This is a genomic window from Paenibacillus sp. LHD-38, assembly GCF_031157315.1.
Lineage (GTDB): Bacteria > Bacillota > Bacilli > Paenibacillales > Paenibacillaceae > Pristimantibacillus.
Map to the genome: position 1 here is coordinate 47195 of NZ_JAVIFU010000025.1, position 23027 is coordinate 70221.

Annotated in this window: 17 protein-coding genes and 1 pseudogene; 11 read left to right on the top strand and 7 right to left on the bottom strand. The window is 50.3% G+C overall.

Features of this window, described 5'->3' with window-relative positions:
* Positions 1-48: 48 nt before the first annotated feature.
* The gene (locus tag RCO25_RS20750; protein WP_308998036.1) at positions 49-1599 is read right to left on the bottom strand and encodes an extracellular solute-binding protein; all 1551 of its coding nucleotides are present in this window, start codon (positions 1597-1599) and stop codon (positions 49-51) included.
* Positions 1600-1808: 209 nt separating this feature from the next.
* Positions 1809-3338: an extracellular solute-binding protein gene (locus RCO25_RS20755; protein WP_308998037.1), complete on the bottom strand. Its 1530-nt coding sequence runs from the start codon at positions 3336-3338 to the stop codon at positions 1809-1811.
* A 145-nt stretch (positions 3339-3483) separates the two neighbouring features.
* On the opposite strand from RCO25_RS20755, the gene RCO25_RS20760 reads away from it, so the two are divergent.
* From RCO25_RS20760 to RCO25_RS20770, 3 genes are all read left to right on the top strand, one after another.
* Positions 3484-5787 carry a helix-turn-helix domain-containing protein gene (locus RCO25_RS20760; protein ID WP_308998038.1) on the top strand — a complete coding sequence of 768 codons (2304 nt, stop codon included), beginning with the start codon at positions 3484-3486 and terminating at the stop codon, positions 5785-5787.
* Between the two features lie 63 nt (positions 5788-5850).
* A complete protein-coding gene (locus tag RCO25_RS20765; RefSeq protein ID WP_308998039.1) occupies positions 5851-6369 on the top strand; it encodes a DinB family protein in 519 nt (172 codons plus the stop codon).
* Between the two features lie 99 nt (positions 6370-6468).
* The gene (locus RCO25_RS20770; RefSeq protein ID WP_308998040.1) at positions 6469-6888 is read left to right on the top strand and encodes a DUF1284 domain-containing protein; all 420 of its coding nucleotides are present in this window, start codon (positions 6469-6471) and stop codon (positions 6886-6888) included.
* A gap of 72 nt (positions 6889-6960) precedes the next feature.
* Here the strand turns inward: RCO25_RS20770 and serS are convergent, their stop codons facing one another.
* Positions 6961-8241, bottom strand: coding sequence for a serine--tRNA ligase (gene serS, locus RCO25_RS20775; RefSeq protein WP_308998041.1), 1281 nt, complete (start codon positions 8239-8241; stop codon positions 6961-6963).
* A gap of 383 nt (positions 8242-8624) precedes the next feature.
* Here serS and RCO25_RS20780 point away from each other — a divergent pair, with 383 nt between their 5' ends.
* The 5 genes from RCO25_RS20780 (at position 8625) to RCO25_RS20800 (ending at position 14403) form a co-directional block, all read left to right on the top strand.
* Positions 8625-10283 (top strand): GAF domain-containing sensor histidine kinase, encoded by a 1659-nt coding sequence (locus tag RCO25_RS20780; RefSeq protein ID WP_308998042.1) that lies wholly within the window; start codon positions 8625-8627, stop codon positions 10281-10283.
* A gap of 29 nt (positions 10284-10312) precedes the next feature.
* A complete protein-coding gene (locus tag RCO25_RS20785; RefSeq protein WP_308998043.1) occupies positions 10313-10963 on the top strand; it encodes a response regulator in 651 nt (216 codons plus the stop codon).
* Between the two features lie 142 nt (positions 10964-11105).
* On the top strand, positions 11106-11657 hold the full coding sequence (locus tag RCO25_RS20790; protein ID WP_308998044.1) for an NADPH-dependent FMN reductase: 552 nt from the start codon (positions 11106-11108) through the stop codon (positions 11655-11657).
* A gap of 505 nt (positions 11658-12162) precedes the next feature.
* The gene (locus tag RCO25_RS20795) at positions 12163-12816 is read left to right on the top strand and encodes a hypothetical protein (RefSeq protein ID WP_308998045.1); all 654 of its coding nucleotides are present in this window, start codon (positions 12163-12165) and stop codon (positions 12814-12816) included.
* Between the two features lie 189 nt (positions 12817-13005).
* The gene (locus RCO25_RS20800; RefSeq protein ID WP_308998046.1) at positions 13006-14403 is read left to right on the top strand and encodes a glycoside hydrolase family 32 protein; all 1398 of its coding nucleotides are present in this window, start codon (positions 13006-13008) and stop codon (positions 14401-14403) included.
* Positions 14404-14582: 179 nt separating this feature from the next.
* On the opposite strand, the gene RCO25_RS20805 is transcribed toward RCO25_RS20800, so the two are convergent.
* From RCO25_RS20805 to RCO25_RS20820, 4 genes and pseudogenes are all read right to left on the bottom strand, one after another.
* Positions 14583-16580: a TetM/TetW/TetO/TetS family tetracycline resistance ribosomal protection protein gene (locus RCO25_RS20805; protein WP_308998047.1), complete on the bottom strand. Its 1998-nt coding sequence runs from the start codon at positions 16578-16580 to the stop codon at positions 14583-14585.
* Between the two features lie 188 nt (positions 16581-16768).
* Positions 16769-17302, bottom strand: a complete 534-nt coding sequence (locus tag RCO25_RS20810) for a YceI family protein (RefSeq protein ID WP_308998048.1) — start codon at positions 17300-17302, stop codon at positions 16769-16771.
* Positions 17303-17572: 270 nt separating this feature from the next.
* A pseudogene (locus RCO25_RS20815) lies at positions 17573-19026 on the bottom strand (MATE family efflux transporter).
* Positions 19027-19208: 182 nt separating this feature from the next.
* Positions 19209-19382, bottom strand: a complete 174-nt coding sequence (locus RCO25_RS20820; RefSeq protein WP_308998050.1) for a hypothetical protein — start codon at positions 19380-19382, stop codon at positions 19209-19211.
* 283 nt (positions 19383-19665) lie between these two features.
* On the opposite strand from RCO25_RS20820, the gene RCO25_RS20825 reads away from it, so the two are divergent.
* From RCO25_RS20825 to RCO25_RS20835, 3 genes are all read left to right on the top strand, one after another.
* Positions 19666-21783, top strand: coding sequence for a multicopper oxidase family protein (locus RCO25_RS20825; RefSeq protein ID WP_308998051.1), 2118 nt, complete (start codon positions 19666-19668; stop codon positions 21781-21783).
* A gap of 116 nt (positions 21784-21899) precedes the next feature.
* Positions 21900-22403: a hypothetical protein gene (locus RCO25_RS20830; RefSeq protein ID WP_308998052.1), complete on the top strand. Its 504-nt coding sequence runs from the start codon at positions 21900-21902 to the stop codon at positions 22401-22403.
* A 111-nt stretch (positions 22404-22514) separates the two neighbouring features.
* Positions 22515-23000, top strand: coding sequence for a hypothetical protein (locus RCO25_RS20835; protein ID WP_308998053.1), 486 nt, complete (start codon positions 22515-22517; stop codon positions 22998-23000).
* Positions 23001-23027 lie beyond the last annotated feature (27 nt).

Sequence of the window (23027 nt, forward strand, 5' to 3'; positions counted from 1 at the left end):
GGGCAGTCTCCAAGGATCACGATCATGCGAATGGCGATGAACAAATTTTTATTTTTTGTAGGCCGCGTTGTATTCCTCGATAATTTGAGCGCCGCCGCGCTTCTTCCAATCCTCGACCGCCTTGTCAAAGCCTGCTTTGTCGATGGAGCCGTAAATATATTTGTAAGTTGCATCTTTAATAATTTCTTGAAGCTCCGTGCCCTTCTCGGTGTATGCAGCAGAATCAAGCGGCGCCGTTGGATCGGCGATGGCGATTTTCGCATTCTCCACAATGAGCTGCTCCGCATGGATCCGTGCAGGAAGCTCGTGAAAGCCCTCGTACATACCGTTCGTTTCCGGCTCGCCGATGACGCTGTCCTTAAAGCCTTTGACCTCGCGCTCTGTCAGCTCTTTGTCCGCGGACGCTTTCGCTTTGCCGTCCACTACCGTGTAATGCGTGCCTTCAATGCCCCAATACATCATGTTCGCCACTTCCGGCGTCATCAGCTTATCGAAGAAGGCCAAAATTTTCTTGAGCTCCGCTTCGTCTTTAATCGCGGATTTAGGAAACAAAGCAACGTTGTTGTAACCGGGAATGGACCACGAAGCCGTTTTTCCGTCCGGGCCGGCAACCATGCTGTGCGTATCGACAACGGCTGTCGGCACGTTTTTGACCAAGTCCTTCACCAAGGAGTCCACATCCTGCATAGAGCCGATGTACACGCCCGCCTTGCCGCTTGTGAACATATTGACTTGATCTGTTTTGCTGGTTGCCGCAAAGTCGACGTTCATCGCTTTAGCATCACGGACTTTTTTGATAAAATCCATCGTTGCCGCATATTCCGGAGTCGTAAATTCAGGCACGAGCTGGCCTTCCCTCTCGCCCCAGTTATTTGGCGTTCCGAACCAGGCGGCTACGGTTTTGAAGGCCCCGTAAATGAGATCGTTGCGATCGGCTAAGCCAATCGTATCCGGTTTGCCGTTTCCGTCCGGATCGCCGGTCGTGAATTTCTCCATCATCGCAAACAGCTCATCTACGTTAACCGGTGCGGCAATGCCCAGCTTATCTGCCCAGTCCTTGCGGTAAATCATCCCTTGGCGGGCAAGCGGCCTGCCGATATACACCGAATAAAGCTTGCCGTCCACTTTCGTATTATTTAAAATTTCTTCCTTCAGCTTGCCTAGATTCGGAAACTCGCTGAGATAAGGACCAATCTCCCAAAACTGGCCTTCGCGAATCGCTTCTTTCATTTGAACGAAGGTCGCTTGGTTTTTCAAATACGTAACCTGCGGAAGCGATCCCGTTGCAAAGGAAGCGTTCAGCTTCTCCTCATACGTATCTGCCGGGAAAAATTGGTACGTCAGCTTCGTGTTGGTCAGCTTCTCCAGCTCGTTCTTAATCGTATCCGGCGGTGTCTCTGCAATGTTGAGCGGAAGCATGATCGTAATTTCGGTTGGTTTATCCGGTTCTGCCGGCTTAGCCGTTTCTTCTGTCTTAGCCCCGCTGTCGTCGCTGGGTGCCGGCTGGTTGCCGCCATTGTTGCCGCCCGAGCAGGCTGCAAGCAATAAGCTAAACGTCAAAACCACGCCCATCAGAATCGAAAACGATTTTTTCTTCATACCGCGTTGACCTCCATATATCGTTTTGGTTGCTTCCCCTTCAAGCTACCATGCCTATTTGGAGTGCCGAAACAATCATTTGTATCTATGACCGCCCGTTTAAGGCGTACCTGAGCTAATGATTACTGCCAGTGCGCATGACACTCGCCATAACAAAACAAAAAAAAGAGCAGGGTATAAGCCTAAGCTTTACCTGCTCTCTCCCTCTTTCATTCCTGGGACTGCTTCCCAAAATAAGCCCCCGTATACTCGCTCATCATAAGGCTGCCGCCGCTGCGCTTCCAACGGTCAACCTCCTGATAGAAGCCCTGGGCGCTGATTTGCCCGAGTATATATTTATAGGTCGCATCCGAAATGATTTTGTACAGCTCCATGCTCTTCTCGTCATAGGTCTTCGATTCAAGCCCGATCGTGGGGTCCTTCACGATAAACTTATCATTGTCGGCGCTGAGCCGCTCCGCCAGCTCCCACATCGTCTCCTGCTCCGCTACTTTGAGCAGGTTCGGATTGCTTAGATCGGCAATCATAAGCGAATAGAGGGCATTCACTTCCGTGACGCGAAGCTGTGACGTCTCTTCAGGCAGCTCGACCTGCTCGCCTTCCATCCGATAATGCTTGCCTTCTATTCCGTAGCGCATCAGATTAGCTACATCCTCATCCATCGTGCGATCGAAGAAAGCGAGCTGAGCCAGCAGCTCCTCTTCCGTCCGAATTGCTTTTTTGGAGAATAAGTACAGCCCGTTATAATTAGGAATCGACCATACGCGGTAGCCGTCCGGTCCATTTATACGGTTGACCAACGTGAAGCGCGCTTCGGGATTTATTCGTTCCGCTTCATCGGACAGACGCTGCACGTCTGTCATGCTGCCGATATAAACGCCCGCGGCGCCTCTGATGATTTTGTCGCGCTGCACATCCTTGCTCGTGACCGCAAAGTCTGAGTTTATCAGCTGCTCATCATACAGCCGCTTCATAAAGTTCATCGTATCCATATACGGAGCGGTTTCGAATTCCGGAATGACCTTCTTATCGACAATGCCCCAATTATTTGGTGTCCCGAAATAGGAGCTCAGCGTCTTAAAGGCGCCAAACACTAAGTCGTTGCGATCAGCCAGCCCAACGGTATCGTTCTGCCCATTGCGATCCGGGTCCTTCAGCGTAAACTGCTTGATCACCTCATACAGCTCCTCGATCGTTCCAGGCGCGCTTAGCTGAAGATGCTCTAGCCAATCCTCCCTAATAATTATGCCTTGGCGCGACGACGGCCGCTCTGTGTATAGCCCGTAAATCCGGCCGTCGATAGCGGCTTGTCCCAGAATGTCGGCATTTAATTGCCGCAGGTTCGGGAACTTCACGAGATAGGGCCCAATCTCCCAGAACGAGCCGGAGCGGATCGCGTTTTTGACAAAAATATAATCAGTATGCTTAACGAAGGTTGCCTTCTTTAGCGAGTTGGTAGAAAGCGCTGTGTTCATTTTGTCCGTATAGATGCCGTCGGGAACCCAGTTTATATCCAGCTTTACGTTTGTCAGCTCCTCGATCCTTGCCAGCATTTCCGCGCTTGGCGGATGGGGGAAATGCAGCGGTGCCATGATTGAGATCGTTGTCGCAGCATGGTCGTTCCCCGTCTTATTTGGCGATGACGATGACGCGCATGAAGCGCACAGCAGGAGGATAAGAAACGCTGCGATAAAACGGCAGCTAATGGACAGCTTTGCGCTTGGTGAACGGTTGCTCATGGGCAGCCCCCTTGTCTAATCAGCCTTTTCTCCCCATAATCTAAGGAAATGATTATCTGCAAGCCAGATGATTATTGCTCAAAATGTATGCGTTTACTAAAATAAAGCTAATGCTCTCTCATTCCTAGACAAGGTGTTGGTAGCTGTGCGGTCCTTAACTTTTTTAAGCAAGATGACGATTTTCGGCTTTCTGCTCAGCACGCTTCCGGTTATTTTTATCGGCGCTTTCTCTTACGTGACCTCATCCAATGAGATACAGAAAAATGTAAATGCAGGAAAAATGCAGCTGATTATGCAAATTAACTCAAATGTAGAGCAGAAATTGACGACTGTCAACCACACGCTGAATCAGGTCATTAACTCGACGGTGCTGAAAAAAGCGATGAACCAGCCGCTTACCGTAAACGAATTTGTGATGTACGATGATTTGCGCAATGAAATCCGGCATATGCAGTCCTTCGATACGAAGCTGGAGGATGTTGTGCTGATCAACGAGCGGCATAACTGGATGATTAAAAATTCAGGGCTCTACCCCTTCGAGCAATACGCTTATTATGAGGAGCTGTCCGGCTTGATGCAAGTGCCCGATGGCACCTCTTGGGTTCTTAATCCCTCCCGCTGGTTTTATAGCGAGGAATCCGCGGGAAGCGCGGCTTGCAGCTACAGCATCAGCCTCGTGAAGAGGCTCCCAACGAACGGACTTGAAAAATACGGTCTGGCGCTTGCCAACATTCCGACTTGCAGCCTGCAGGAGCTTCTCGAAAGCGATGATGACCCCTTATCCTCGATTATGATTTTGGATGACCAATACCGCATTCTGCTTCATCCGGACCAGACGCTCGTCGGCAAGTCTGTCACGGAAAGCGGGCTGCGATTAGGACAGTTCACCGAGCCCTCCGGACAATATACGGAAACCGTCGACCAGAAGGAATATTCGGTAACCTATTACCGCTCCGAGCTCAATGGCTGGATCTATTTATCCGCAACCTCCATTGCAAGCATGACGAAAGAATCCAAAAAAATCGGGACGTATACGCTTTATGTATGCTTATTCATGCTTCTGCTCTCGATGCTGCTGGCTTGGATCGGCTCGCGACGCATGTATTCGCCGATACAAGTGCTCCTGAATCAAATCGGCGAGCGGCTGACGGACATTCAGAAACGGAAAACAAATGAATTTCAAGTCATAGGCGAGCGCGTAACCCATCTGTTTCAATCCAAGACCGAGCTTGAGAAGGAATTGCGGCAGCATATTCATCAGGTTCGCACCTTTTTCTTCATGAAGGCCTTTCAAGGCCAGGTCAAACAGAATGAAATGAATGAGAAGCTGATCCAGTTTGGCTATGGCACACAGCTGGCCGAATGGAAGACGATGGCCGCAATTACGCTGCAGATCGACTTTCTCGAGAACAGCCGCTATTCCAAAAACGATCTGGAGCTGCTTCTGTTCGCGGTTCATAATATGATCGAGGAGCTGATCCCGTACGAGCAGCGCCTTGCGCCAATTATTATGGATCAAACCATTGTGACCATCATCGGCAGCACATCGCATGACTTAGAAGCCTTTAGCAGCGCAAAATACTCGCTTACCGAGCATTTGCAGCAGCAAATTGCAAGCTGCCTCAACGTGAAGGTCAGCATCGGCATGAGCCTGCCCTTTAACACCTTCTCCTCGCTGGCAATGGCGTACAGGGAAGGTCTTGAGGCGCTTAAGCACCGAATGAAATTGGGCGAGGGCATCATCATACAGTACGATAATGTGAACGAGGGTAAACATTATTTGAATCTCAACTATCCGGCGCATATCGAGAATGAGCTGATGGATGCTGTGAAGCTGGCAGAGAAGGATAAATCAAAGGAGCTGCTTCGCGCCTTTTTGCAGGCGGTGTTTGCAGTCGAGCTGTCCCCTCAGGAATATCAAATTCCGCTTGCCCGTCTGCTCAATAATCTGCTGATTGTGATGCAGGAATCAGGAGTAAGCCTGAGCCAGATTCACCCGATGAAGGGCTCGCTGCTCAAAGAGCTGCTCGAGCTTCACACTTCAGCCGAAATTGAGGATTGGTTTTGGACAAAGGCCGTCTATCCAATGATCAAAATATTCAAGGACCGGCAGGAAGAGCAATATCACAATATTTCGGAGAAAATTATCGATCTCGTCCAGCATCAATATGATACGGATCTGACGCTGGAGGAATGCGCCTCGCGCCTGCACTACAATGCCAACTATTTGAGCAGCGTATTCCGCAAGGAAACGGGCCATTCTTTTAGCGAGTATTTATCTATGTATCGTTTTAAAATGGCGAAGAAATGGCTTGCGGACAGCGATATGCCCATCAAGGACATCGCCGCGCTGCTTCGCTACAATAATCCGCAAAACTTCATCCGCTCCTTCCGCAAGCAGGAGGGCATTACGCCCGGGCAATATCGCGATAAAAGGCGAAACGTGTAAAATAGTAAATCCATTTGGAAGATACTATGCTATACTCTTCAAAATGAATGGGAGGCTGGACGTATGACAAATCGACCGTCAACGGAAGAATACTTTCCTTATCATGAGCAATACATTAGCTTGGTAGCTGAAGGCGATGTAACGGAATTGCTAGCGGAGCAACTGGCAAGCACTACGGAGCTGTTATCCGATATTCCGGAAGCGCGGGCAAATTACCGGTATGCGGAAGGAAAATGGACGCTGAAGGAAGTAATCGGCCATATCTCGGACAATGAACGTGTCATGGCTTATCGGCTGCTTCGGGCCGCACGCGGCGACAAGACGCCACTCGCCGGCTATGATCAGGATGAATTCATGACCGCCGCTTCGTTTCAGGACTGGAGCTTAACGCAGATCATTGAAGATTACATATCCGTTCGCAAGTCCACGCTTACTTTATTGCGCGGTTTGACAGACGAAGCATGGCTTCGCATCGGCGTATCTAACGGAGGCAACGTCTCCGCGAGAGCTATCGCCTATATCATTGCCGGTCATGAGCTGCATCATCTGAAAATCATTCATGAAAGATATCTTACTAAATAGCCGGTTCGGCACTTGTCGGCGAATAAAACCTATATGTAAACCATAAGTTATGATAACATGGTTAACATATAGGTTTTTTAGATAAGGAGCGGTACGTTGATGACGATTCGATTACGCGGGCATCATCTGTTATGTCTGCTTGGTTACCGAGGCATGGGCTATTCGGATGATTTTTGCGTCAATATGACCGCTATCTATGAGACGCTCCGTCAGGAGCCTCAAACGGAAATCGAAATTATAATCGGTCCTGACGATGTTTGCCGAGCCTACCCGCCGGACAAAGCCTACCACTGTGAGGGCGCCGTTTACGGCTTGGATGAAGCGGTATTATCGAAGCTTGGGCTCGTTGCAGGCATAAGGGAAAGCTGGCAAGCTCTATGCAGCCGGGTAGCAGAGACCATGGTGCCGGAAGACATTAGCCGGCTATGCACGACCTGCCCGTGGGAGAAATACGGCGTATGCGCCGAAGGCGTCGGGCTCGTCGCCCTCGGCAAGCCCCTTCCAAAGGCCGGAGCGTAACAGCCATTCGCGAAAAAAATGCGGTAAGGACGGCATGCCATTGCATGGTTCCTTACCGCATTTTTTATTCACTTAGCTGACAACGAGCCGTTTCCAACCGTTCATGTAGGGCTGAAGAGCCGCCGGTATATGGATCGAGCCATCCTCCTCTTGGTGATTTTCGAGAAGCGGAATCAATATGCGCGGGCTGGCTACTGCCGTGTTGTTGAGCGTATGGCAGAATTTCAATGTCCCGTCCCCTGCTCGGTACCTTATATTCGAGCGGCGTGCTTGAAAATCATGCAAATTCGACGACGAATGGGTCTCTCCGTACGCATCGCGGCTTGGCATCCACGTTTCGATATCGTATTGCTTATACGTTTTTTGCGACATGTCACCGGTACAAACCGCCATAACCCGGTATGGCAGCTCCAGGCACTGCAGCAATTCCTCGGCATTCGCCGTTATTTCCTGCAGCATCGCCTCCGACAGCTCAGGGTCTGCCTCGCATAGGATAACCTGCTCAACCTTCGCAAACTGGTGAACGCGGTATAAGCCATGAACATCCCTGCCTGCCGAGCCGACCTCGCTGCGAAAGCAGGTCGAGGCTGCGGCAAGCTTGATTGGCTTCTCAGCCTCTACGATTTCATTGGCATAATAAGTGATCATCGGTACCTCCGAGGTGCCGACCAGCCATTTATCGTCGTTCGCGATACGGTAGGTCTGATCCTCGCCCAGCGGGAAAAAGCCGGTGTTGCTCATCGCATCCGTGCGAACCATTAGCGGTACATCAAGCAGTGTGAAACCTTTTTGCAGCAGCAAATCAACAGCCAGCTGCTGAACCGCGCGATGGAGCAGAACGCCCGCTCCTTTGAGGTAATAATTGCGGCTGCCCGCCGCCTTGACGCCTCGCTGAACATCGATCATACCGTGAAGCTCGCCGAGCGCCATATGGTCCTTCGCCTCGAAAGCGAAGCTCGGAGCATCACCAAACCGTCTCATCTCCACATTATCCGCATCCGAGCGTCCAATTGGCGTATCAGGCGAGACGATATTAGGAACCAGCACCAGCAGCTCTGCCAAATGACGCTCGACGCTCGCAAGCTCTGTTTCCGCTGCGTTCAGCTTCTCATTCGTATCCTTTACCTTCTGTTTTGCCTCCGCTGCCTCCTGCTCCGATCCTTGCTGCATCAGCATACCAATGTGATGCGAAAGCTTATTGCGCGTCTCCCGCAAAGCCTCCGTCTCCTGAAGAAGCAATCGCTTCTTCTCATCCCGCGACAGCAGCTCGGCAACCGAGAGCCGAATTCCCTTCTGATCTGCCACCGTCTGAACCTGCTCACCATTTTGCCTAATCCATTTCATGTCTAACATGACACCGCGCTCCTTTTTTATGAAAATACAAAAAACGCCCTCATCCCTATGGGACGAGGAGCGTTTTTTACTCGCGGTGCCACCCAAATTGACTGAACAGATTCTGCTGTTCAATCCTCTTTGTTCCGCGATAACGGGCGGGTCCGGTAAACTTAGGGGGAAGATGCATCCCTCCCCTTGACGAGAACGCCTCCGAGTTGGATTCTCTTCATAGGCGTGATCCGATTATTAATTTATAGTACTATAGCACAGGATTCGGAAGGAAAACAAGTAAACGCGCGGATTATAATATTTCCGGCTTATCGTATACATATGCTTTACGAGAAGGGTTTGCTCTGCTTGCCCACGAATAATACACGTACGATAAAGGGTGGATGGGAGAAGTGGATAACGTGACGAATGATCCTCATGTGCAGGAGCTTACCACGCTCAAAACGATAGCAGAAACGTTAAATCAGTCGAATGATCTTAATGATATGCTGGACACGGTGCTGGGGAAGCTGCTTGAGGTGACCGGGCTTGCCTCTGGCTGGATTTTTCTCATTCGTTCAAATCTTGAATATGTATGCGTCGCGGATCGCAATTTACCGCCTGCCTTGCTGTACAAAGAGAAGCAGCTCATGCAATGCGGTTCCTGCTGGTGTCTGGACCGCTATCAGGATGGCCGGCTAAAAAATGCGGTTAACATCTTAAGCTGCAAAAGGCTGGAAACGGCCAAAAGGACCCAAACAGGCGATACCTGCGGCTTTACTCACCATGCGACAGTTCCCCTGCGAATCGGCGAGCGTGAATTCGGCTTGTTGAATGTAGGCTCTCCGGGGAAGGCGCATTTCACGAGCGATGAGCTTGCCCTGCTGCAGGCGGTAGCCTATCAAATAGGCGTTGCCGTCGAGCGGATCCGGCTGCATGAGGCCGAGCAGCGGCGAGCGGAGCTCTTTTCCAGGCTCGGCGGGTTCAGCCGTTCTTTAACCATCGCTCTCAGCGAAGGAGATGCTGGCTGCCAGCTGAATTTATATGCCATGCAGCTGGTAGGCGCTCATTTTAACTGGCCGTTTGCGGCATTGCTTGAGCGCTGCGATGACCATTTTGTTTTGCGCAGCATGCGTTTTGGCCATGAATCCTTGACGCCTAATACGCATATATCGCTTGCTCAGGGCGAATGGCTCGAACAGGTTGGCCGTGCGCAGGGCTACCAAGAAATAACGGCATCCAGCGTATCCGTCCTTACGGAAAACCTAGAGCAGCGGGATTTATTCTCACCGCTTCAATCCTTCATGGCGGCCCCCGTCGCGTTCGGCGGCACTGCCGCATGCGGCGTGCTGGTCATTGGCCATAACGAAAGCTGCGGACTCAATCAAGTCGACGGTGCGGTACTCGAAGCCGTAGCCGAGCATTTGGCTATCGCGCTTGAAAACGCCCGGCTGGAGGTCGTCCGGCTCGATTTGGCGCGGCTGGAAGAGCGGAACCGCTTGGCGCGCGACTTGCACGATTCCGTATCCCAAATGCTGTTTTCTATCAGCATGACGGCCAAGGGCGTGGAGAGCCTGCTAAACGGGAATAACCTCGAGACGGCCACGGCTGCCGTGAAGGACATGCAAAACTTGTCGCGGGACGCTTTAAAGGAAATGCGCGCGCTTATTGTACAGCTTCGACCCGCAGCTGTGGAGAAGGGAATCGTAACCGCATTGGCGGAGTACGGCATAAGACTTGGCCTTCAAGTAAATGGACAGACGACCGTTGCCGCATCGCTGCCCCATGCTGCTGAGGAAGCACTTTGGCGAATTGGCCAAGAGGCGCTGAATAACGTTTCCAAGCATGCAGGCACGGCCAAGGTTAACGTAACGCTGGCGGCGGACCCCTATGAAATTAGGCTGAACATTACGGATTTTGGCCGCGGCATTAAGAAAAGCGGCACGGGCACCAGCAAGGAATCATTCGGATTATCAACAATGCGAGAGCGGGCTGAATTGCTTGGCGGGCGTTTTCATCTGAGCAGCAAGGCAGGAAGAGGCACAACGATTGAGGTCGTGCTCCCGCTATAAATAGATGCAACGGAGAGGCGGACGGAGAAATGACGATTAAACTGCTTTTGGCTGATGATCACGTCATGGTGCGCAGAGGCCTTCAGGTTTTTTTATCCACCCAATCGGATATTCAGCTTATCGGCGAAGCGGCTACCGGGCAAGAAGCATTGGACCAAGTTGGAGTCTTGCAGCCGGATGTCGTATTAATGGACATTAACATGCCAGGCATGAGCGGTATTGAAGCGACGAAGCAAATCAAGCTGCTGCAGCCCCATGTAAAGGTCATCATCCTTACCTCCTTTTCTGATCAGGACCATGCGCTTCCAGCCATTCGCGCCGGTGCCAAGGGCTACCTGCTCAAGGATATCGAGCCCGAGGAGCTTGTACGCGCCATCCATAACGTTCATAACGGCAAGGTGGAGCTCCACCCCGACGTGGCAGGCCAGCTGATGAACCAATATGCCGAGGCGGGGCAAGAATCATCCCCCACTGCGGATAATGCCTTGGCTGAGCTGACAGCGAGGGAGCATGAGGTATTAAGACTGATTGCATCTGGCAAAAGCAACCGTACGATTGCGGAGGAGCTCTTTATCTCAGAAAAAACAGTAAAAACCCATGTCAGCCATGTTTTGAGCAAGCTCGGCTTGACCGACCGCACACAGGCTGCTATTTTTGCGGTGAAGCAGGGACTTATTTAACTTATAAGACTATAGTCGTAGAGCATTCAGCCAATGGTTGAATGCTCTTTCAGGTTGAAAATCCGTCCTAATATGGACGTTATTTCATATTCGAAGTGATACGATAGAGTCAATCAAAGGGAATGACGAAAGGAAGATTATAATGAAAATCGTAATCATAACAGGAAGCAACCGAAAATCTGCAACCAGCACCCGTCTCGCGGTAAATGTGGGACAGCTGATTTCGCAAAAAGGCCATCATGTCCAGCTGTTTGATTTATTTGAAACGCCGCTGCCTTTTTATTCGCCTGAAGGAATTGGCTACGACCATGCAACCGTTCAGTCGCTTCAGCAAGCCATGCTGCAGGCCGATGGAGTAGTACTGGCAACGCCCGAGTACCACGGCAGCATTTCGGGCGTGCTCAAAAATGCGCTGGACTACCTGGGACAAGATCACTTCCGCGGAAAAGCCGTGCTGTCCATGAGCTCCGCCGGAGGCGCCGTCGGTACAAGCTCGCTGCTGCAGCTGCAATCCATCGTGCGGAATCTCCACGGAATCAACTCGCCGGATTGGGTTTCCATCGGCGGCGCGCAGCGAAACGAGCTCGCTGACGGATTAGCCGGCTACGAAGGAAGCGGCCAAGGGATAAACGACCGTATCCATCGCGCAGCCCTATCCTTCCTCGAGCTAGCAGCACGGGTAAGAGGAAACTAAAGTCGACGAATTGAGGCTGCATACGCATATTTGTGCTGACTGACCGCTAACTTGGCCGCTTTATTCACCGTAAAGGCCTATATGTATTTAAAACCGCTAACTAAGCAGTTATTCCCTTAAGAGCCAATACGTACTTACAAGACAACAACAACAAGGGCTGTACCCTCGCTTTAAGCGCAATTGCGTGCTTACAGCGAGGGCACAGCCCTTTTATCTGTTTCAAATGTCCAGCATTTTATGTCGAATCTTGTCCACCACGATATTCCGACGGCATCCGACCGGTATTGCATTTCTTCGATGTCTTCCTACACTTATTAAACGTACCCGCAAGCTTTCTGAATTATAGTCACACTTAGTATTTCCGAGTATCACCAATAGGAAACCCGCTGGGATGTTGAGGCAGCATTTTTACGATTTATGGTTGAAAATGCGAGGTCTGGTTTAAAATACGGTGAAGAGAGAAATGACAGACTGAATAAGTCTGCCTGTCTTGAAGGAGGTCATTATGCCGAATACAATGACGACGACGTTGCCGCATGCTAAACGCAGGAAGAAGGTTTTCACGGTTTTTGCCGCTTTTGGCATAGCCATGACATTACTGGCTGGCTGCGGACAAACAGGTACGAGTGAACTGGCGTCTGACGACACCAATGAAGACATCGCAACAATCGCGCCTACGAATGAAGCTGAAGCAGCAAATGCCATGAATGAGGAGGGAAATCCCTTCGCAGCCGCAGGCATTGACGATCCCGCAGCTTTTATCAAAATGTTCGAGATTGCAAAAGCGGCTGTAGCTGCGGATGAGAAGGCTGCCGTAGCAGAGCTTATCCTGCTGCCGCTGCAAGTAAACGGAGAAACGCCTATTACGATTAAATCCAAGGAAGAGTTTATAGAGAAATACGATCAGATCATAACCCCATCCGTGAAGGATGCATTGGCGGCCCAAAAGGTCGATGATCTATTTGTCCGAGACCAAGGCGTTATGGTCGGATCAGGCGAGCTTTGGTTCGGCGCATCCGCGGAGGAGCCTCAGGTTTACGGTATCTTGCCGTTAATCCGGTGCCGATACGATAGAGGCGAATCCATAACGAAGCTGATTTCGGATAAAATTATTGGTCCAGACGTTTTGTTGACACAAGACGATCTGGATATTTTTTGAAACAAACACAAAAAGCAAATGAAAGCGTTGACATTTTTCAATTTAAAGTTATACAATCCACTTGCAAACATAAATATTGTCATCTACTCCATTCATAATACACAATATATTTCCCAGGTAAATATTGATAAAAACTCGATACGCTAATTGTGGCTATGGGCTATTTAGCCGAGGAAAGGTGAATTTAGAATGAAAAAGGATCTTTATAGGCCGTCATATCATTTTATGCCAGAACGAAATTGGATGAACGATCCGAACGGGACGATTTTTTACGAGGGCCATTATCATTTGTTCTATCAATACAATCCTTACGGTGACAAGTGGGGAACCATTCATTGGGGGCATGCTCGAAGCGTGGATCTGGTGAATTGGGAGCATCTTCCGATTGCGCTGTACCCTTCTACGGAACTTGGCGAAATACATTGCTTCTCCGGCTGCGCCTTACATGACGGGATTGAAGCCAAGATTTTCTATACGAGTATCGGCGAGGGCGAGAGAAATCCGGCCACGGGCGCCGAACAGTGGATGGCAACAAGTACAGATGGTTTGCTGAGCTGGAAGAAGCATCCGGGAAATCCCGTCATCACGTCCGGGATTCACGGTGGTGCAGATATTAGGGAATGGCGCGATCCTTTCGTATGGCGGAAAGGCGCGGACTGGTTCATGGTTACCGGAGGGGCGTACGAAGGCAAAGGCTGCGTCACGATTTACAAATCAGCCGACCTCATTAATTGGTCATTCCTAAATTTTCTTTATATAGATCCTGAGGTCGCTCTGTGTGAATGTCCTCTTGTTTATAATCAGGATGACAGGTACGTTCTCATCTATTCTCCGGGCGGAGATGTGAAATACTTAACAGGAACACTCACAAATTCTTATCAGTTTGTTCCCGAAACGAAGGGGACGATCGACCATGCAGGCTTGGAAGGTTACTATGCGCCTAATTTGCTTATAGATGATAAAGGAAGATGTATCCTGTTTGGGTGGATGCCTGATGTTGCGAGGGGAGATTTCGAAGGCGCTGCAGGTTGGTCGGGCGTACAGGCACTGCCGCGGGAACTTGAATTAACAGCTTCAGGAAAGCTCGCAATGAGGCCCATCCCTGAATTTAAGGAGCTGCGCGGACGGCATTCCGGACAGGCAGACCTCTCTGCAGAAGGCGATGGCCTGAGGACAGGCATCGAAGGAAGGGCATTGGAGCTGATCGCAGAGTTCGACCTTACTGGCGCAGAATCACCGTTCGGCATTGGCGTACTGCGCTCCGAAGACGGCAGGGAAGAGACGCGCATCATTGTTGATCCTATCGCTCAACAAATAACGATCGACCGGAGCCATTCAAGTTTGTCGCCACTTCCTCACAGTATGCCAATCACCGGCAATTACGAGGCAAAAGAGGGGCGGCTAAAGCTCCATGTATTCGTCGATCATTCAACGGTTGAGGTATTCTGCAACGAGACGACATGCTTGTCAGCCAGGGTTTATCCGACGCTGGAGCAAAGCACGGGAGTGCGGCTGTATGGGAAGCCGGCTCATGCGTCGACTACTCAGTTCGATATCTGGGAACTTTCCGCAACGAAAATAGGTTAGTACCATACATAAATGCCTCTAATCTAGGCATTCAGAATGTACAGAAACCCAACGTTTTTTCAAACGTTGGGTTTCTCTTTATATTTTTGGATTGGTTTAAGTAAGTAAACACCAATATTATGGTGGTTGATTTAACATGATCACCCCTGTGCTTGCAGCGGTTATTCACATGTCGGCGGCTAAGAGCTGGCAAGCGCATTTCGAAAGGCTAAAATATATTTGGATTGGTCCAGCGGGTTTACGCCTCGTCGCACCCTCTCTGCCTTCACATCTGGCGGACATTCGCGATAGCCCGCGAAGAAGGTCGCCAAGGCGCCTCTCCCCTTCGTAAGCGAACCGAATCTTGCAGGAAAATCAAGTGACGTTGCTACCGGCAGCGTTCCTTCGATCTCCATTCGCTCCTGCCTGACGACCGGCGTATCAAACTCGCCTCGCATGAGAATCAATTCATTCATAAGCTTGCCGCCCGTCTCCTCCGGAATTGAAAGACGGAACGAGAGCATCGGCTCCAGCAGCTTTACGCCAGTATGCGATAAGCCATCCATAATGCCCATCGGCGTCGCCAGAGCAAAATCGAGAGGATGCGTATGCCATACATGATGCTCGCCTTCTATGAGAGTCACCTTTAGATCTGTTACTTCCCAGCCAAAAAGCCCTTGCTGCAGCGCTTCAGGCACACTGCGGGCTACTTCATGCTGATAGCGTTCGAGCAGGCGCTCCGAACGGACCGCCGCGCTGTAGGTTAGCCCGCTTCCGCGTTCGCCAGGCTCGATGCGGAACCGCAGAATGGCCCAGCATGGCTTCGGCATCGTATAAGCAATAAAACCCTCGCCTATTTGGGCAGGCGTTTCTTTGTAAATGACGGAGGGCTGACCGAATTCAACCTTTAAGCCATACCGATTGTTCAGCAGATGAGTCAGAACTTCGATCTGAATCGGACCCATCACCTTGAGATGCAGCTCGCGCTGCTCTTGCAGCCACTGCAAATCCAGCAGCGGATCTTCATCCGCCAGCTCCTGCAGCGCTGCGACGACTGCCGGGTATTCCGCCTCATTGCTCCACTTCACTTGAACGGTTAGCAGCGGCACAGCCAGCCGCGTCTCACCGGGAACATAATCCGCGCAGCCGATAATATCGCCAATACGCGCCTGGTTCCAGCCGCAAACGGCAGCAATATCGCCGGCTTCCAGCAGTCCGACATCTTCAGCCTTCTGCCCGTCGATTTTGCGGATCTGTGTAATTTTCTCCTCAAGCTGCTGCGTCTCATTGCGAACGGAATCTCGATTGCGCAAAACGCCGCTATATAAACGCACATAGGCGGTCCGCCCCATTACCGCATCACGCTCAATTCGGAATACAACGCCCGACACTGGGCCGTTCGAGACAGTTAACGGCGGGGGGAGGAGCGTTATCATCGCCTGCATCAGCGGTTCAATCCCTATTCCTCTGTTTGATGCGCCAAAAAGAACAGGATACAGCTCCCCTTTCTGCGTCAGTGAGGGCAGCTTTTGAATCAACTCCTCTCTAGGAAGCGTTCCGCTGTCCAAATAATGGAGAAGCAGCGACTCCTCCCGCTCAGCCACCGTTTCTTCCAGCAGCTGCAAAAAGCCTTGCGCATCACCCGTATCGTCAGCTGCTAAGTCGAGCACGCTCAGCGCGCCGCTAAAGCTGTCCTCTATACCGAGAGGCGCTTGAACGGGCGCTGCCTGAGGGGACAGCAAACGCCTGATTCGCTTTAACGTCCCCTGCGGGTCAGCTCCCATTCGGTCCATCTTGTTCACATAAATAAGCGTTGGGATGTTGCGTTCCCGCAGGGCATGCCAAATAACCTCCGTTTGAGCCTGTACGCCTTCAACCGCCGAAAGGATAAGGACGGCCCCATCCATGACGCGCAGCGATCGCTCCACTTCGGATAAAAAATCGACATGGCCGGGTGTATCAACAAGGTTAATCGTCACGCCTTGCCAAGAAAAGCGGGTAGCCGCAGCGCGTACCGAGATTCCCCTAGAGCGTTCAACTTCCAGAAAGTCCGTCTGGGATGTGCCCGCATCAACGCTGCCAAGTGACCGAATTCGGCCGCTGTGGAATAAAATCTGCTCCGTCGTGGTCGTTTTCCCCGCGTCAACATGTGCGAATATTCCGATGTTTCGTATATGTTTTGAAGCATTAGTCTCCATTTTGCATGTCTCCCCTAACTCGCTCGTCCTTTCCTTATCCTAACCCTGAAAGCGCCTTCCAGCAAGCGTAAACGGCTGTCACTGCTCTCTTCGGCAATTGCAGCAGATAAAGAGGACAAATAAAGCAAAAAACGGCCTATCCCAGCAATCGCCCGGATAAGCCGTTTACAAGATAGCTAAAGTTAAAATTAGCCTTGTTGGGCCGCTTCAATATCAATCGAGACTTTCACTTCATCGCCGATAAGGACGCCGCCCGTTTCCAATACAGCATTATAAGTTAAGCCGTAATCGCTGCGTTTAAGGCTGCCCGTAGCGCTGAAGCCCACTTTTTCATTGCCCCATGGGTCTTTGCCCGCGCCCTCGAAGCTAACGGCAAATTTCTCGGAGCGCGTTACGCCATGCAGGCTCACGTCGCCGACAACGGAATACTCGCCATCATCTGTTTTCGTAATAGCCGTCGATGTAAAAACGAGAGACGGATGTTTCTCTATGTCAAAGAAATCGGGTGTACGAAGATGTGCGTCACGGTCTTTGTTGCGTGTGTCTACGCTGTTAAGGTCGATTGTCAGCTGAATGTCTGCAGAAGTCAGATCATCGGCGTCAGCTGCAATATTTGCTTCGAAAGCGTGAAAAGAGCCTTTTACCTTTGCGATCATCATATGCTTTACTGAGAAATCAATACTGCTGTGCGTTGCGTCAACGATCCATTGTGATTTGGCCATGTTAAATCTCCTCCTATGAATACGTGTTTTATAATTTACTTACTTTTTACAATGTACTAACTTTTATTATGTATAATCACATATTATTGCTTTGACACAAATTTGTCAAATATATTTTTGCGTTTTCCCCGTAAATCCATATGGCCATATTTGCTCAAGCGTAAGCGGCTCATGCCGTACTCTGCAGCAAAATTTCGCGTAGATATATAATAAAAAAAGGGACACCCTGGAAGTAAAACAACTTCCTGATGTCCCTTTGCTTATAGCCGTCTATCCTTGCAAAACCGCCGGCTTATCCTTATGCTCGCGCTTGACCAGCGCATGCTTCTCCCACGCTCTGCTGCGCCAGCGGAAAAACATAATAAACGCGCGCAGCCATTCATCCGCGGCAATCGCCAGCCAAATGCCGGCCAAACCTAAATCCAATACAAAGATGAAAAAGTAACCGAGCGGCAGGCTCATCGCTACCATCGAGAACATGCCAATCCAGAGCGGATATTTGGCATCCCCCGTTGCACGCAGGGAATTGACGAGCACAATGTTGATTGTACGTCCTGTCTCCAGCACGATGCTCAGCAGCAGAACGTTTATCCCTAACCGGATGATCTCCTCGTCATCCGTAAACATTCGCATCAGCGGCTCGCGAAATGCGATGACGAGCAGCACAGCGAATAAAGTTACACCGCTTGCCCAGCGTACGCTTTTCCAAACCCGGTGATAGGCTGTCGTTTGCTCGCCTGCCCCGACAAGCCGGCCGACGATAATCGATGTACCCATGCCGATCGCAAAAGCAAACAAATAAGTAAACATCGAAATGTTATTCGCGTAATTTTTGGCTGCAAGCGAGGCTGCGCCAAGATAAGTCGCATAATATAAGAAAACGATCTGACAGGCTTGGTACATCACCTGCTCCAATGCAGACGGTATGCCGATTTTCAAAATTTTAGCGATATACTCCTTCGACAAGGCAAAATAGTAGTGCAGCTCTACCCTCACCGACATAATTCGATACAGCATCCAGAAGAAAACGACCAGCGCTAACGCGCGGCTGATGACGGATGACAGCGCCGCACCCTGTACGCCCATCTCCGGAAAGCCGAACTTACCGAATATGAGCAAATAGTTAAAGATAATATGAACGACATTCATGCCAAGCGATACAAACATCGCTTCCTTCGTAAAGCCATGCACGCGAATAATCGCCGAGATGGAGTTAATAATCGCTTGCAGGAAAATCATCCCGCCTACGATCGATAGATAGCTTTTGGCATGGACGAGGATCTCGCCCTGCAAATTCAAGGTCTGCAGCAATTGACCTCCAAACAGCACGAACGTTAAGCTTATAAGCAGTCCGACCGCTAGATTGAGCGTTACGGCAAGAGCTGATATTTTTGCGGCTTCTATAAACTTTCGAGACCCGATATATTGCGCAACGACGATCGACGCCCCGTTACCGATGACCTCCAGCAGCAAAATGGCGATATGCAAATATTGATTGGCTGCCCCGACGCCGGATACGGCATTATCCGAAATCGCGCTAAGCATGAGCGTATCCGCGATTCCCATGAGCATAAACAAAAAGATTTCCAAAAATATAGGCCATGTCAGGAAAAACAAGTTAATGCCCTTCTGCTCCTGCTGCCCTTGTCCTTTACCGGCTTCTGCCGTTGTCATGTTGTCACCTTCTTCTAATAGGAAAAGTAAAGCACAAGGTATCGTAGCATATCGAGAGGGCTATTGCACGTTAGAAATGCGCTTTTACACGAATAAAATGTTGGCAGTTTCGATATAAGCACATTGATAAATAAAAACAGAATGTCCTTATATATAAAAAAAGACTATTCTAAAGCCGTCAAAACGGCCTTCGAACAGTCTTCCTCTTTATAATTTAAAATGATAGATATCATTATTGCTCTTCAGACTCTTCTTCAGCAGCTTCTTCCTCAGCCGCCTCTTCTTCCGCTTCCTCTGCAGCATCTTCCTCTACCGCAGCAGCTGCTTCTTCCGCCGGAGCCTCTTCTGAAATGAGTTCTGCGGTCTCTTCCGCACCTTCTTGAACTACTTCTTCCTCTTGGCTCATATTATTCACCTCCTACTTCTTATTACCTTAATAATAGCGCTTTCATAGAACTAAACAAGGGGGGTAAAATGTCGCTTTATAAGAAGTATTTCCGCATTTTGTAGCGTTCGATTCCATTCGCGGTCATTCGACGAATATCCCCCGCCACAGGTCTAGGACTTCGTTCAGACCTACGGCGGTTTTTCAATTCTCGCGAACTAGATAAGATGAAATACGACTAGTAAACGGTTTCTTCTATAGAGCCTACAAACGCAGAAAAACAATTCTTCAGGAGGCTATTTCGATGTATTCACTACTCATTAATTCGGAGCTCGGCGCTTTAATGCTATTTGTTATTTTTTCCTTTATCGCCGCCGGGAAAGCATCAAAGCTTATTTATAACCCGTCGGAGAAGCAGCTTTACCGCAAAACCCGCAAACTTATTTTTTGGTCCGTCAGCCTCAGCCTGCTCGCTGCAGTAATGGCTGCTGCTGATACCATGCTTGCAGCTACTTCGCATCCGTTATTTTGGATGGACCGGCTGCTTGTTCGCACACCGCTTGCCTTGCTGCCTGTCCTCCTCATTTGGTTCTACTCCTTCCCCAGACTCCGTAAGCTCTTGCAGCGGACGGGGGGACGCTCGGAAAATGCTCCTGATGTCGCACGCCTCCGCCAAGCCTCAGATCCGGCATTTATCGTTCCCTTTCAACTAGCGGCATTGTGCTCTGTTGCGCTGTTTTATTTTGCTTTCGTACCGCCCATCCCCTTCCATTGGACAGCAATAACCATGCCGGCTACCCTGTTATTGTTCGTTGCCTGCTTGCTGTGGATGCTGCAATCCCGCCGCAACCAGCTTTCAGCGGAGGCAGCGCTTGTCTACCGCCCATGGCGGCGCCGGCTTACGCATACCGGCATGCTCCTTGCCATTTTAGCCGTCAGCAGCATTCCGTTCCTGACGGCCATGGAGAGCAGCCGGCTGCCCAAGACACTAAGCATGATGTCAGGAAAAGCAGATTACGGAATAGCAGGCCACGCTTCACTGGGACATACGCTTGAAGATCACCCGCCTCATACGGCCATGGATCAAGCCAGCAAGGAGGTTGGAGCAGCCCCTTCTGTTCCGGTCACTGAGCTGACTGGGCAGCGCACGGGCATACCCGATCGCAAGTTCACGCTCACAGCCGAGCAGACGACCGTTACGCTCCGCTCCGGCAAACAGGTAGAAGCTTGGACCTATAACGGCCAAATCCCTGGCCCTGAACTCCGTATGAGGGAAGGAGAGCTCGTCGAAGTTACACTCATAAACAAAGATATCGAGGACGGCGCAACGCTGCACTGGCACGGTCTGGATGTGCCAAACGCCGAAGACGGCGTCGCCGGCGCTACCCAAAATGCAGTAATGCCCGGGGAAACCTTTACGTATCGTTTTATCGCAGAGCAGACAGGGACCTTCTGGTATCATTCGCATCAAAACTCCAAAACGGCAGTTGAGAAAGGTCTGTTCGGCGCACTTATCGTGGATCCGCAGGAGGCGGTCACCATGGATGTCGAAGACATTACAGTTATCACGCACAACTGGCGCGGCGCAGGTATGTCGATCGGATCTGAGCAGGCTGTGCAGCGAAAAGCAATAGCACCCGGCACAACGGTTAAGCTTCGCCTTATCAATACTGATGATTGGGTCCGGCAAAACTATATTTTAACGGGGGTTCCTTTTAAAGTCACCGCGATAGACGGCACCGACCTGACTGGTCCGACAGAGCTGCAAAACCAAAGCCTCGATTTGCTCACCGGCGGCCGGTATGATGTCACCTTTACCATGCCTGACCATCCTGTCTTCCTGCGGGTAGGGAAAGGCAATTCCTTGGGTATACTAATGAGCAAAGACGGCAGCGGAGACATTCCGGAGCGTCCCGCTGTAACAACCTTTGATCCCACCCATTACGGGACTGCGGCAGCAGATGCTCCTTTTAATAGAAACAGCAAGTTTGATCGCGAGTTTATGATGATATTAGACAATCGCTTTGCCTTCTATAACGGAGGCTTTGCCGCCTACGATACGATTAACGGCGAAGTCTTTCCGAATACGCCCATGTTTGTCGTGAAGGAGGGCGAACTTGTGAAAACAACCATTATTAACCGCAGCTCCGTCGAGCACCCTATGCATTTGCACGGCCATCATATGCTAGTGCTGTCACGCAACAATGAGACTGTGAGCGGGAGCCTCTGGTGGTCCGATACGCTCGATGTCGCTCCGGGCGAATCTTACGAGGTCGCTTTCCGCGCGGATAACCCCGGCATCTGGATGGACCACTGCCAAAACCTTTCGCATGCGGCCGCTGGCATGACGATGCATCTCATGTACGAGGGCGTTGCATCGCCGTTCGAGGTCGGTACGGCTACCCCGAACCGTCCGGAGTAGATGAAACTGGACTTTAGTCCAGTTTGCAATTTTACCTACAGCAGGAGGACAGTCATTTTCATTATATGCTATGCTGAATGCAGCTAATAAAACGTGGATAGGGGTGCTTTTGAACAATGAATTTAAGAACAATTGGCGGGCTTGTCCTCCTGCTGCTCGGTGCTTGCTTATTTCTAAACCAAGGCGAAACCTTCGGCCCTGGCAAAATATTTGCCTACTTCTGGCCATCGTTATTCGTTATTCCGCTCGGACTTTTTTTCCACTGGCTATACTTCTCCATGATCGGCAGAAAAGGAACCGGGCTGCTTATCCCTGGCGGCATTTTGTTTACCGCAGGCGTCATTTGCCAAATCGCCATGCTCTTCAATAATTGGGAATACATGTGGCCAGGCTTTATTCTTGCCGTTGCCATCGGCTTGTTCGAATTTTATTGGTTCGGCAACCGCAACAAATGGCTGCTTATCCCCATCAACATTTTGAGCGTGCTGTCGCTCCTCTTCTTCGCAGTCTTCTCAATCGGCTCCTTCTACAACAAATTCGTACTCAGCCAGCCGATTATCGCCATCGCATTCATTCTTGCCGGCGCCATGATTCTTCTAATGAAGAAGAAGGACGCCTAACAGCTTCCTCCTGCTATATGGTATAATCACAAGCATCGCAACAGCTACTTCGCAAACTTTAGGTCCATGCTTACGAAGTAGTTTGCTTCGCAAACTTTTAGGAGGAAACATATGCTGTCTTTTGAACAAAAGCTCGCTGTTATCGAAGCCTTTCCCGAATTGGTACGAAAGGACGTCTCTCTAGGCCGCACCAACTTCCACTATGAAGAAAGTGCCCATGAGAAAAAGTCGGTCGTGCACCATCTGCATCCGAACGGAAACGGCTATGTATTCGCCGGCCTGGTGCCGGGTGTAGCAACCGATGACAAGGGCCTCGTCAATATTCGGGACTTTACGGAGGAAGAGCTTCGCTCGATTATCGAAAAATCGATTAGCTCCCTGGCTATAGCACCTCCGGAGAAACCGGAATCGAAAAAGAAGAAAAAGAAAAAACCAGCCCTGGAACAGCGCTGGATCGGACCGGACAACGCCGTGCTAACGCTGCTTTTCGAAGAAGATCTATGGTATTTATATGCCGATCTTAACCTCGAATCTGCCTTTGAAACGTATGAAGAAGCAGAAGAATATCTCCTCGAGGAACAGTTCACACGCGAATAATCTAATACGAAAGTCAATTAAAGGAGA